Genomic DNA, 11759 nt, shown 5'->3' on the forward strand with positions numbered 1-11759 from the left:
GGCATTTCACATTACGATTTGGTCGATTGCTCAAAGCGGCGCAGTAACTGATTGCCACGCTCAACGGCGGCATCCAGCGCCTGCTGCGGGGTTTTCTTCCCGGTCCAGACGCTTTCCAGCTCTTCATCCACAATGGTACGGATCTGCGGCATATTGCCCAGACGCAGCCCTTTGGTGTACGGCAACGGCGGCTTGTTCAGCATTTGACGGGTGGCGATATCCGCGCCCGGGTTCTTCTCATAGAAACCCTGCTCGCGGGTCAAATCGTAGGCGGCGGTGGTGATCGGCAGATAACCTGTTTTCTGATGCCATTCGGCAGCAATTTCAGGTTTCGCCAGGAAGTTGAGGAACTCCGCCACGCCTTCGTAGGTGGCTTTGTCTTTACCCTGCATCACCCACAGACTGGCCCCACCGATAATGGCGTTCTGCGGCGCGCCCTTCACATCGGCATCGTACGGCATCATCCCGACGCCATAGTTGAATTTCGCGTAGTGGCGGATGTCAGCCAGAGAACCGGAAGACGCGGTGGTAATGGCGCAATCCCCGTTGTAGAACTTCTCGGTCGACTCATCTTTACGCCCGAAGTAGCTGAAATCGCCCTTTTTATTCAGCTCTTCCAGCAGCGCGATATGCTTCACCTGTTCCGGCTTGTTGAACTCCAGTACTGCATCAGTACCGTCAAAACCGTTATTTTTAGTCGCGACTGGTAATCCGTTCCAGGCGCTGAAGTTTTCAATCTGGATCCAGCCCTGCCAGCCGCTGGCATACCCGCACTTCATACCTGCGGCTTTCAGCTTCGCGGTGTATTCCGCCAGATCCTGCCAGGTTTTCGGCGGTTGCTCAGGGTCTAAACCGGCTTTTTTGAAGGCATCTTTGTTGTAGTACAGCACCGGGGTGGAGCTGTTAAAAGGCTGGGAGAGTAAATGTCCGCTTTTAGAGTCGGTGTAATAACCGGAAACCGTCGGTACAAACTGAGACTCATCGAAGTTAATGCCAGCCTCTTTGAATACTTCATACACCGGTTTAATGGCTTTCGAAGCCATCATCGTTGCCGTACCCACTTCATAAACCTGCAGCAGCGCAGGCGCGTTTCCGGTACGGAAGGCGGCAATACCTGCGCTCAGGCTCTGCTCGTAGTTGCCTTTGTACTGCGGAACAATTTTGTAGTCGGGATTGGCGGCATTAAAACGTTGCGCCAAAGAATCAACCTCTTTACCCAGTTCGCCTTCCATTGAGTGCCAGAATGGGATGGTGGTGACCGCCAGTGCCTGACCTGCAAACGCCAGGCTAAGCGCCAGTCCTAAAGCTGTATGTCGTAACGATATCATCGGTTATCTCTCTTGTTGTGCCGGATGCGCGATATCACGCGTTTTATGCTCGCGGGGGTAACATGACATGCTCGAATGACAGAAAAATAACTTTTTTATTACAAAAAAAAGATAGTAAGGCGACAGAGAGATGGCAAGGCAGTGACGATTGCAAGAAGGGAAAGTGGGAGCTGAGACACGTACAGGCTATTTGGGTGATACGCCGGATAGCGGTGCTCACGCATCGTATCCGGCCTATACATACTGTAGGCCGGATAAGGTGTTTACACCGCCATCCGGCAAGGTGGCTGAGAGTTAACCGCCCAGATACGCACTACGCACCGCTTCGTTAGCCAGCAATGCATCACCGGTATCTTCCAGCACCACGTGGCCGTTTTCCAGCACGTACCCACGGTCAGCGAGTTTCAGTGCCTGGTTGGCGTTTTGTTCGACGAGGAAAATCGTCATCCCCTGCTCGCGCAATTGCTCAATGGTGTTAAAGATCTGCTGGATGATAATCGGCGCCAGACCCAGCGACGGTTCATCAAGCAGTAGCAGCCTCGGCTGGCTCATCAAAGCCCGGCCAATCGCCAGCATCTGCTGCTCACCACCAGACATAGTTCCCGCACGCTGGATACGACGCTCATGCAGACGTGGAAACAGGTCATACACCCACTTGATGCGTTTCTGAAACTGGTCTTTCTCGGCAAAAAAGCCCCCCATCGCCAGGTTCTCTTCTACCGTCATACGGGAAAACACGCGACGCCCTTCCGGGACAATCGCCACTGCTTCACGCATGATTTTTGCCGTCTGCCAGTCGGTAATATCTTTACCATCAAAGACAATACGCCCACTTGTTGCCCGAGGATCGCCACACAGCGTTCCGAGCAGCGTGGTTTTTCCCGCGCCGTTGGCACCAATAAGCGTCACGATTTCACCCTGGTTGATATACAAGCTGACGTCGTGCAGCGCCTGGATCTTGCCGTAGTGGGCGTTGACGTTGTCAAAAGACAACATGACTTTTTCCATCTTATGCCTCACCACCATTATGCTTCGCCTAAATAGGCGCGGATCACGTCCGGGTTGTTACGAATCTGCTCCGGTGTCCCGTTCGCCAGCGGCGTCCCCTGGTTCACCACGTAAATACGGTCTGAAATGCCCATCACCAGCTTCATGTCGTGCTCAATGAGCAGGATGGTGGTGTCGTGATGGTCGCGCAGCTCAGCAATCAGCTCATCCAGCTCTTTGGTTTCTTTCGGGTTAAGACCCGCAGCAGGTTCATCGAGCATCAGAATTTCCGGCTGAGTGACCATGCAACGGATAATCTCAAGACGGCGCTGGTCGCCATAGGCCAGGTTGCTCGCCTGCCGGTTAGCATGCTGCAGCAGGCCGATACGATCAAGCCAGGTGGCGGCGCGCTCCAGCGCTTCATCCTGCGCGCGGCGAAAAGCAGGGGTTTTTAGCAGCCCGGAGAAAACCCCAGCTTTCAGTTGCTGATGCTGCGCCACCAGCAGATTTTCAATCACTGTCATTTCGCGAAACAGACGCACATGCTGGAAGGTACGCACCACGCCCATGCGCGCAATTTGCTGGCCCGGCAGCCCTTCCAGGTGCTGGTCGCGCAGCTTAATCGTCCCGCCGGTCGGCTTATAGAACCCGGTCAGGCAGTTGAAGACCGTGGTTTTCCCCGCGCCGTTCGGGCCAATCAGAGAGACAATCTCTTTTTTATGCAAATCCAGAGACACATTGTTGACTGCCAGCAGGCCGCCAAAACGCATCATCAGGCCGCTAACCGATAATAATGGCTGACTCATGCCTGCTCTCCTTTTGCTTCCCCGTTTTTCAGCTTCAACTGTGGACGGGTCATCGGCAGCAAGCCCTGCGGACGCCAGATCATCATCAGTACCATCAAACCACCCAGCATTAACATGCTGTATTCATTGAAATCACGCATCAGTTCACGTGAGACCACCAGCAGGATGGCCGCCAGGATCACCGCAAACTGCGATCCCATCCCCCCCAGCACGACAATCGCCAGCACAAAGGCCGACTCGGCAAAGGTGAATGATTCCGGACTGACAAAACCCTGGCGCGCGGCAAACAACGTACCGGCAAAACCGGCAAACGCGGCGCTGATGGTAAAGGCGGTCAGCTTGATACGCGTAGGGTTTAAGCCCAGTGAACGGCAGGCAATTTCATCTTCACGCAGCGCTTCCCATGCACGGCCCAGCGGCATACGCAACAGGCGGTTGATGACAAACAGCGAGAACACCACCAGCAGCAGCGCCACCAGATAAAGGAAAATCACACGATCAGAGGGATCGTACTTGACGTTAAAGAAGTTGCTGAAGGTATCCCAGCCGCCTTCACGGGCGCTACGGCTGAATTCCAGACCGAAAAAGGTCGGTTTAGGGATCTGGCTGATACCGTTCGGGCCACCGGTGACTTCTGTATTATTGAGCAACAGGATACGCACGATTTCGCCAAAGCCTAAGGTCACTATTGCCAGGTAGTCGCCGCGCAGACGCAGAACCGGGAAGCCAAGCAGGAAACCTGCCGCCGCCGATACCAGTCCCGCCAACGGCAAACAGGTCCAGAAACCAAGACCGTAATAGTGGTTCAGCAGCGCAAAGGTATACGCACCAATGGCATAGAATCCGCCGTAGCCCAGCACCAGCAAGCCGGAAAGGCCGACCACCACGTTTAAGCCGAGGCCGAGGATGATATAAATCATCGTCAGCGTAGCGATATCCACCGTGCCGCGCGACACCATAAATGGCCATGCGACAGCAATGACCAACAGCGCCACCAGAAACAGCTTCTGTTTGACGGTTGAGCCATCAATCGCCGGCAGAATGAACTTCGGTCCGGAGACGCTCTTCAGGCTCTTCTGGAAAACGGGACGCAGCAGTTGGAAAAGAAAGACCACGCCGGTACCGATAAACACCCACTGCCAGCGGATATCCGCAGCGGTATCCACCACCAGCTTCGTGCCATCCAGTTCCAGTTGAACGCCCATGAAGACGCCCGCCAGGATGAAAAACATAACCGCTGAAAGCAGCGCCATTGCAAAATGCATCGGTTTCATACTTTCTCTACCTCCGGGCGACCCAGAATACCGGTCGGCATTACCAGCAGCACCAGAATCAGCAGTGCGAACGACACCACATCTTTGTATTCCGTACTCAGATAAGCAGAGGAGAGCGCTTCCGCCACGCCCAGAATCAGGCCGCCGATCATCGCCCCTGGAATGCTACCGATACCGCCAAGAACCGCCGCGGTAAAGGCTTTCATCCCGGCCATAAAGCCAATATAGGGGTTAATTACACCGTAGAACTGTCCAAGCAACACACCTGCTACCGCCGCCATTGCTGCGCCAATCACAAAAGTCAGCGCGATCACGCGGTCAGTGTTAATGCCGAGCAGGCTGGCCATTTTCAGGTCTTCCGCGCAGGCACGACAGGCGCGTCCCATACGCGAATAGCGGATAAACAGCGTCAGCGCCAGCATCGCAAGGAAGGTCACAATCCAGATAACCAGCTGCATGGTAGTGATGGACGCAGAGAAGTTTTCACTGCTGCCGACAGTCCACTGACCGTTAAACAGGCTGGGCAGCGCCACGTCGCGCGAGCCTTCCGTCAGGCTGACGTAGTTTTGCAGGAAGATAGACATCCCGATGGCGGAAATCAGCGCGATCAGGCGCTTGGAGCTGCGTACGGGCCGATACGCCACGCGTTCAATGCTCCAGCCGTAGGCGCTGGCAATCACGATAGCACCGACGAAGCCTGCGGCAACCAGCAGCCAGCTGGAATCAATACCCATCATCATTAGCGCAGCGATGATCATAAAGGAGACATAACTGCCGATCATATACACCTCGCCGTGGGCGAAGTTGATCATGCCGATAATGCCGTACACCATCGTGTAGCCAATGGCGATCAGCGCGTAGGTGCTTCCCAGCGTGACGCCGTTAAACATCTGCTGCAAGAAATAGAGGAACTGCTCGGACATAAGGTAACCTTTTTAAACCCGCCCGTTTTGCACGGGCGGTGGGATAACGCGTCTTCAGGTATTACTTCGCGACAGTCGATGAACCATCCGCGTGCCACTGGAAGACACCAAACTCAAATCCCTTCAAATCGCCTTTTTCGTCCCATTTCAGCGGCCCAATCACGGTATCAGCCCCGTGTGCTTTCAGATCTTTCACCAGATCCAACGGCTCTTTGCTGCCGCTACGATCCATCGCTGTCGCCAGTGACTGAACGGCTGCGTAAGTGATCCATACGTAAGGTCCGCTTGGATCTTTCTTGTCAGCGTTGAGCGCATCAACGATAGCTTTGTTAGCCGGATCCTGGTCATAGCGTTTTGGCATGGTAACCAACATCCCTTCAGCGGCATCACCGGCAATGTTAGACAGGGAGGCATTTCCCACGCCCTCTGGTCCCATAAACTGCGTCTTCAGGCCAACTGAACGCGCCTGACGCAGCATTTGCCCCATTTCCGGGTAGTAGCCACCGTAATAAACGAAGTCGATATTTTCTTTTTTCAGGCGGGCGATCAGCGCAGAAAAATCTTTCTCCCCGGCGGTGATCCCATCAAAGAAGACGATGTTGGCTTTACCTGCTTTCAGGCTGTCCTGCACCGAACGCGCCAGGCCTTCACCGTACTGCTGTTTGTCATGAATGATGGCGATACGCTGTGGCTTCACCTTCTCCAGGATGTATTTCGCGGCAGTCGGCCCCTGAGAGGAGTCCAGACCCGCGGTGCGCATGATGTGCGCGTAACCACGCTGCGTCAGTTCCGGGTTGGTCGCGCCCGGGGAAATCATCAGAATGCCTTCATCTTCGTAAATATCTGATGCCGGTTGAGTCGACGATGAGCACAGATGTCCTATCACATACTGAATGCCATCGTTGACGATTTTGTTCGCGACGGCAACGGCCTGTTTCGGATCGCAGGCATCGTCATATTCCACGGCGACCAGCTTGTCGCCTTTGATCCCACCTTTGGCATTGATATCTTTAATCGCCTGACGTGCGCCATTAAATTCCATATCGCCCCACTGCGCGACCGGACCTGACATCGCGCCAACAACAGCGACCTTGATATCTTCCGCCATGACAGCGTGCGACATTGCCAGTGCTATCACCCCTGCGATGATGGTTTTCGCATTCCGTTTCATATTCCTGAATCCCCATTCGTGACGTGTTTACACTTCATCCTTCAAGCTGCCTCTGTGTTGGCTACGTTAGCTCACTCCAGTCACTTACTTATGTAAGCTTCTGGGGATTCACTCTCTTGTCGCCTTGATGCAACTTGAATGATTTTGTGTATATATGTTGTATTTATATGGTCAAAAAGCAGACTGTGCTTTTTTTGAACTGTACTATTTTTACCAGTCTCATTAATGGTTTAGCGCAGTTTTTTAAGCAAATTACGGCTAAAAGCTCTATTTTTCAGTCGATTAAGAAAAGATAATATTCTGCTTTTCACTATAGATAAACAAAAAAAAGTGCATTTGTCAGCATAAAATAACGGTACAAAGAGCCGAATAAAATGCTGCATTCCAGGGGATTATCCTGCCTGTTTTTCAATCTCTGATGTTTCAAACTGTCAATATCGTTGTTACAAAACTATTAACCTGGTTAATCGAATAAAAAAGAGAAAGCATCCGGGTGAATTATTTCGGTACACTGATTCCATCTTTTGTGATTTGGACATGCTGTTAATGAAGCTGACCATCGTTCGTTTAGAAAACTTCAGTGCTCAGGATCTCATCGATCTTGGCAAAATCTGGCCGGAATATTCCGCCTCATCATTAAGCGTAGATGAAACGCACCGGATCTATGCCGCACGCTTTAACGAGCGCCTGCTTGGCGCAGTACGCGTCACACTGAGCGGTACGCAAGGTGCACTGGATTCCTTACGTGTACGCGATATCACCCGCCGTCGTGGCGTTGGGCAGTATTTGGTTGAAGAAACTCTCCGCGAAAACCCGGACGTGAGTTCATGGTGGATGGCCGACGTCGGCGTGGAAGACCGCAGCGTGATGGCCGCGTTTATGCAGGCATTAGGTTTTACGGCCCAGGAGAATGGCTGGGAAAAAAGATAAAAAAGCCGGATGGCGCTGACGCTTATCCGGCCTACGAAGTACTCGTTGTAGGCCCGGTAAGCAAAGCGCCACCGGGCAGTTACTCATTTAGCGTCTGTCGCCGTACCATTTGCATGCCAGTCAAACACACCGAATTCGAAGCCTTTCAGGTCGCCTTTCGCATCCCATGACAGTGGCCCCATGACGGTTTCCACCGAGTTTGCTTTCAGGTATTTGGCAATTTCAGCCGGATCGTCAGACTGGTTCAGACCGGCCTGCAAAGATTGCAGCGCGGCGTAGGTCGTCCACACAAATGCACCGCTTGGGTCCTGTTTTTTGGCTTTGATCGCATCCACAATCGGTTTGTTCGCTGGTACCTGGTCGTAGTTCTTCGGTTTCGTTACCAGTAAACCTTCTGCTGATTCACCGGCAATGTTAGACAGCGACACGTTCGCGACCCCTTCAGGTCCCATAAACTGAGTTTTCAGACCCGCGGCGCGAGACTGGCGCAGGATCTGCCCCATTTCCGGGTGGTAACCGCCGTAGTAAACGAAATCGATGTTCTCTTTCTTCAGACGTGCCACCAGCGTAGAGAAATCTTTCTCACCGGCGGTGATCCCGTCGAAGAACACCACGTCAGCGTTGGCTTTCTTGAGGTTGTCCTGCACGGAGCGCGCCAGACCTTCGCCGTACTGTTGTTTGTCATGCACGATAGCAATGCGCTTCGGCTTCACTTTATCGACAATGTATTTCGCCGCAGTTGGGCCCTGATCGGAATCCAGACCGGTGGTACGTAACACCAGGTTATAGCCGCGTGCGGTCAGTTCCGGTGCCGTTGCCGCTGGAGTGATCATCAGAATACCTTCGTCTTCATAGATATCTGACGCAGGTTGAGTGGAAGAAGAACACAGGTGGCCGATAACGTATTTAATCCCGTCGTTGACCACTTTGTTAGCAACCGCTACCGCTTGTTTCGGGTCACAGGCATCGTCATATTTTACCATGACCAGTTTGTCGCCTTTCACGCCGCCCTTGGCGTTGATATCAGCAATGGCCTGTTCTGCGCCGGTAAACTCCTGATCGCCATACTGCGCCACCGGGCCGGACATCGCGCCGACGACGGCAACTTTAATATCCTTAGCAAAGGCCATATTGCTCAAAGACAGGGCGATACATCCTGCCAATAACGCTTTACCCTTCATATTCATCCTGACAATCCCCATTATTGTGGTTATTACGTGTGTTGTGATGTTGTTGTTCAGCACTTTATGTCGATTATTGGATAGCCACCCGTGCTTTAGCAGCATACTCTGCTAAAACATACCCGATTTTTATTATTTTGGAATAGCTAAATTTACATCCAGATAACAAATTCGTGTCGGTGGAGGGGAGGAAAGGAAAGGTCGTAGGCCCGATAAGCGAAGCGCCATCGGGCCTACGTGTTGCCGGATGGCAGCGTAAACGCCTTATCCGGCCTACAAAAAACAAAACCCCCGAATTCACATTCGAGGGTTCATTGGCAATGCGCGAAGATTACGCTTCGATCGCCGCACGCAGTTTTTTCATCGCGTTCTTTTCAAGCTGACGAACACGTTCAGCGGAAACGCCGTAGCGATCGGCCAGTTCCTGCAACGTCGACTTGTTGTCTTCGTCCAGCCAGCGGGCACGAATGATGTCCTGGCTACGCTCGTCCAGACCTTCCATTGCGTGAGTCAGCTTGTTTGCGGCCTGATCTTCCCAGTTATCCTCTTCAATGCCATCGGCAAAGTTGGAGGATTTATCCTGCAGATACAGAACCGGAGCCATCGGCTGGCTGTCGGACTCATCGTCCGAAGACATGTCAAACGTCATGTCCTGCGCCGCCATACGGGATTCCATTTCGCGCACGTCTTTGCTGGAAACCCCCAGCTCGCGGGCAACCATTTCCACTTCATCCTGGTTAAACCAGCCCAGACGCTGCTTGGTTTTGCGCAGGTTAAAGAACAGCTTACGCTGTGCTTTGGTGGTCGCGACTTTCACGATACGCCAGTTACGCAGAACGTATTCGTGGATCTCGGCTTTGATCCAATGCACGGCGAAGGAAACCAGGCGCACACCCACTTCGGGGTTGAAACGGCGCACGGCTTTCATCAGGCCGATATTACCTTCCTGAATCAGATCCGCCTGCGGCAGGCCATAGCCCGCATAGTTACGAGCAACATGAACAACAAAGCGCAGGTGAGACAGGATCAGCGTTTTAGCTGCTTCCAGATCGCCCTGGTAATGCAGCTTTTCAGCAAGTAGCCGCTCCTCGTCAGCCGACAACATCGGCCACGCGTTCGCAGCCCGGATGTAAGACTCCAGGTTACCAACAGGGGCTAAAGCTAAATTTTGCATTTCTTTGGTCATTCAAATCCTCTCAATCTTTGTCATCTGGCGTTGGTAAAAACCAATAGCAACAACCATGCCAGAGCTTATGAGCAACGAGAATATCATTCAATCTTTTATCAGACAGTGATTTTATCCACAAGTTCCATGTCGTAATGTGTATAAATTACGCACAAAATGTGACATCACGATGAATGCGCCGGGAAGAGAAAACAGAGCTCTTTCCCTGCAGAGCGAACTACTCAGTGCAGGGAAAGATTATACCAGAGATTTTTTAATCGGGGGTAAAGTGGCGTAAATGTTGAACCGTGGCAAGCCAGGCTGCCACCCAGCCAATCATTGAGCATACCAGCAGTAACAGCAAGCACTCATCGAATGATAAGCCGTTGATATCAAACTTCGTTCCGAAAACTTGCGCCACTTCCGTGACCGCTGACGACAGTCGCATCACCAAAATTTCTGACAAAATCAGTGAAAGAAATGCGCCAGAAAAACCGAGCAGCGCGCCGCCGTAAAGGAACGGACGCAGGATAAATCCATCCGTCGCACCAATCAGTTTCTGTACGTTAATAGTATCGCGACGCGCAAAAATGCTCAGACGCACGCTGTTACCGATGACGAGGAAGACCGCCGCCACCATCAACACACCAATCATCGCGGAAACGCGTCCGACAAGGCCCGTCAGCGCAGCCAGTCGCGCAAACCAGCTGTCATCCATACGTACTTCATCGATACCGTTGATTTGTGCAATACGATCACGCAGCGTGTTCAGTGATTCCGTGCCCTGGAAATCCAGTTTCGGGATCACCACCGCCACGGCCGGAAGTGGGTTTTCTTCCAGCATATCCAGCGCACCGCCAAAGCCAGACCAGTTACGGAATTCGCCCAGCGCATCGTCACGGGAGAGGTAATTCACTTTCTCCACGCCCTGCTCGGCCTGTAACTGCCCCACCACACGTGCTGCCGCATCATCATCCAGCGTTTTTTGCAGATATACGGTGATCTGCGGGGACGGGTAATACTGGCTTGCCGCCTGATTCACGTTCTTGTAGACCATGTAACAAACACTTGGCAACGTCAGTGAGATAGCGATAACCATCACCGTCAGGAACGTCGCCAACGGTTTACTTTTCAGGTCCTGCAACGCCCCCTGGAACGCATAGCGCACTTGCTCGTTAAAGACGTTGGTTTTACGCGAGTTCGGTTTTGGCGACGCTTTCGCACGTTTTGGCGCGTTGCGACCGCCCTCTCCTGGCGCACCGCCCGATTTACGGAAACGATCCAGTCGTCCACCGAACTGTTTGATTTGATTAATAGCGTCGCGTCTATTCATTCGCCAGGCCTCCATGCAGGTGTCCGTCACTCAGGACAAGCTGGCGATAAGAACGACGGGAGATTAGCCCAATATCGTGCGTCGCCATTAATACCGTTACCCCGACGCGATTAAACTCTTCGAACAGACGTAGGATCCCTTCTGACAGCGCGTCGTCAAGGTTCCCCGTCGGTTCATCCGCCAGCAGTACCGCAGGCTTGTTCACCACCGCACGGGCGATGCCCACACGCTGCTGTTCACCGCCGGAGAGTTGAATCGGGAAGTTCTTCGCTTTGTCCAACAGCCCGACTTTATCCAGCGCCGCTGACACGCGACGACGAATATCGTCCCCGCTGGCACCCGCAATGATCAGTGGGATTGCCACGTTGTCGAAGACGGTTCTGTCCATCAACAGGTGGTGATCCTGAAAGATCATGCCGATCTGGCGACGCAGAAACGGCACTTCACGGTTTTTCAAACGACTGATGTCGTGCCCGCTGAAGTAGATCTTCCCGGCACTGGGCCGTTCAATTCCACAGATCAGCTTCAGCAGGGTACTTTTACCCGCGCCGGAGTGGCCGGTCAGAAACGCCATCTCGCCAGGCTGCATATGGAATGTGACTCCCTGCAGCGCTTGTCTCCCACCGAGATAGGCCTTGCTGACATGTTCAAAGCGAATCAT

At 53.0% G+C, this 11759-nt stretch carries 11 protein-coding genes; 1 reads left to right on the top strand and 10 read right to left on the bottom strand.

Annotated features, from left to right (window positions below):
• Positions 1-11: 11 nt before the first annotated feature.
• The 6 genes from ugpB to livK form a co-directional block, all read right to left on the bottom strand.
• Entirely contained in the window at positions 12-1328 is a 1317-nt protein-coding gene (gene ugpB, locus OGX91_RS08125) for a sn-glycerol-3-phosphate ABC transporter substrate-binding protein UgpB (protein WP_040231703.1), read from the bottom strand.
• A 294-nt stretch (positions 1329-1622) separates the two neighbouring features.
• A complete protein-coding gene (gene livF / locus OGX91_RS08130; protein WP_137378492.1) occupies positions 1623-2336 on the bottom strand; it encodes a high-affinity branched-chain amino acid ABC transporter ATP-binding protein LivF in 714 nt (237 codons plus the stop codon).
• A gap of 17 nt (positions 2337-2353) precedes the next feature.
• A complete protein-coding gene (gene livG / locus OGX91_RS08135; protein WP_061068754.1) occupies positions 2354-3121 on the bottom strand; it encodes a high-affinity branched-chain amino acid ABC transporter ATP-binding protein LivG in 768 nt (255 codons plus the stop codon).
• Positions 3118-4395, bottom strand: a complete 1278-nt coding sequence (gene livM, locus OGX91_RS08140) for a branched chain amino acid ABC transporter permease LivM (RefSeq protein WP_005121591.1) — start codon at positions 4393-4395, stop codon at positions 3118-3120. Before livM ends, livG begins: the two co-directional genes overlap by 4 nt.
• Positions 4392-5318, bottom strand: a complete 927-nt coding sequence (gene livH, locus OGX91_RS08145) for a high-affinity branched-chain amino acid ABC transporter permease LivH (protein ID WP_003023435.1) — start codon at positions 5316-5318, stop codon at positions 4392-4394. The genes livM and livH overlap by 4 nt, the downstream gene beginning before the upstream one ends.
• Before the next feature lie 61 nt (positions 5319-5379).
• Positions 5380-6489: a high-affinity branched-chain amino acid ABC transporter substrate-binding protein LivK gene (gene livK, locus OGX91_RS08150; RefSeq protein WP_149691838.1), complete on the bottom strand. Its 1110-nt coding sequence runs from the start codon at positions 6487-6489 to the stop codon at positions 5380-5382.
• A gap of 546 nt (positions 6490-7035) precedes the next feature.
• Here livK and panM point away from each other — a divergent pair.
• Positions 7036-7419 carry an aspartate 1-decarboxylase autocleavage activator PanM gene (panM, locus tag OGX91_RS08155; protein WP_005121587.1) on the top strand — a complete coding sequence of 128 codons (384 nt, stop codon included), beginning with the start codon at positions 7036-7038 and terminating at the stop codon, positions 7417-7419.
• Between the two features lie 83 nt (positions 7420-7502).
• On the opposite strand, the gene OGX91_RS08160 is transcribed toward panM, so the two are convergent.
• The 4 genes from OGX91_RS08160 to ftsE all read right to left on the bottom strand — a co-directional run bounded on the left by OGX91_RS08160 (position 7503) and on the right by ftsE (position 11759).
• Entirely contained in the window at positions 7503-8606 is a 1104-nt protein-coding gene (locus OGX91_RS08160) for a branched-chain amino acid ABC transporter substrate-binding protein (RefSeq protein ID WP_005121586.1), read from the bottom strand.
• Between the two features lie 325 nt (positions 8607-8931).
• The gene (gene rpoH, locus OGX91_RS08165) at positions 8932-9786 is read right to left on the bottom strand and encodes an RNA polymerase sigma factor RpoH (protein WP_005121585.1); all 855 of its coding nucleotides are present in this window, start codon (positions 9784-9786) and stop codon (positions 8932-8934) included.
• 253 nt (positions 9787-10039) lie between these two features.
• Positions 10040-11098, bottom strand: a complete 1059-nt coding sequence (gene ftsX / locus OGX91_RS08170) for a permease-like cell division protein FtsX (RefSeq protein ID WP_005121584.1) — start codon at positions 11096-11098, stop codon at positions 10040-10042.
• Positions 11091-11759, bottom strand: a complete 669-nt coding sequence (gene ftsE / locus OGX91_RS08175; RefSeq protein ID WP_005121583.1) for a cell division ATP-binding protein FtsE — start codon at positions 11757-11759, stop codon at positions 11091-11093. The genes ftsX and ftsE overlap by 8 nt, the downstream gene beginning before the upstream one ends.

Source organism: Citrobacter sp. Cpa228 (genome assembly GCF_030333085.1).
Classification (GTDB): Bacteria; Pseudomonadota; Gammaproteobacteria; order Enterobacterales; family Enterobacteriaceae; genus Citrobacter; species Citrobacter pasteurii.

Bases quoted from the DNA above. Each gene is read 5' to 3' on its own strand.
- ugpB (WP_040231703.1), bottom strand. From the start codon at position 1,328: ATGATATCGTTACGACATACAGCTTTAGGACTGGCGCTTAGCCTGGCG.
- livF (WP_137378492.1), bottom strand. From the start codon at position 2,336: ATGGAAAAAGTCATGTTGTCTTTTGACAACGTCAACGCCCACTACGGC.
- livG (WP_061068754.1), bottom strand. From the start codon at position 3,121: ATGAGTCAGCCATTATTATCGGTTAGCGGCCTGATGATGCGTTTTGGC.
- livM (WP_005121591.1), bottom strand. From the start codon at position 4,395: ATGAAACCGATGCATTTTGCAATGGCGCTGCTTTCAGCGGTTATGTTT.
- livH (WP_003023435.1), bottom strand. From the start codon at position 5,318: ATGTCCGAGCAGTTCCTCTATTTCTTGCAGCAGATGTTTAACGGCGTC.
- livK (WP_149691838.1), bottom strand. From the start codon at position 6,489: ATGAAACGGAATGCGAAAACCATCATCGCAGGGGTGATAGCACTGGCA.
- panM (WP_005121587.1), top strand. From the start codon at position 7,036: ATGAAGCTGACCATCGTTCGTTTAGAAAACTTCAGTGCTCAGGATCTC.
- OGX91_RS08160 (WP_005121586.1), bottom strand. From the start codon at position 8,606: ATGAATATGAAGGGTAAAGCGTTATTGGCAGGATGTATCGCCCTGTCT.
- rpoH (WP_005121585.1), bottom strand. From the start codon at position 9,786: ATGACCAAAGAAATGCAAAATTTAGCTTTAGCCCCTGTTGGTAACCTG.
- ftsX (WP_005121584.1), bottom strand. From the start codon at position 11,098: ATGAATAGACGCGACGCTATTAATCAAATCAAACAGTTCGGTGGACGA.
- ftsE (WP_005121583.1), bottom strand. From the start codon at position 11,759: ATGATTCGCTTTGAACATGTCAGCAAGGCCTATCTCGGTGGGAGACAA.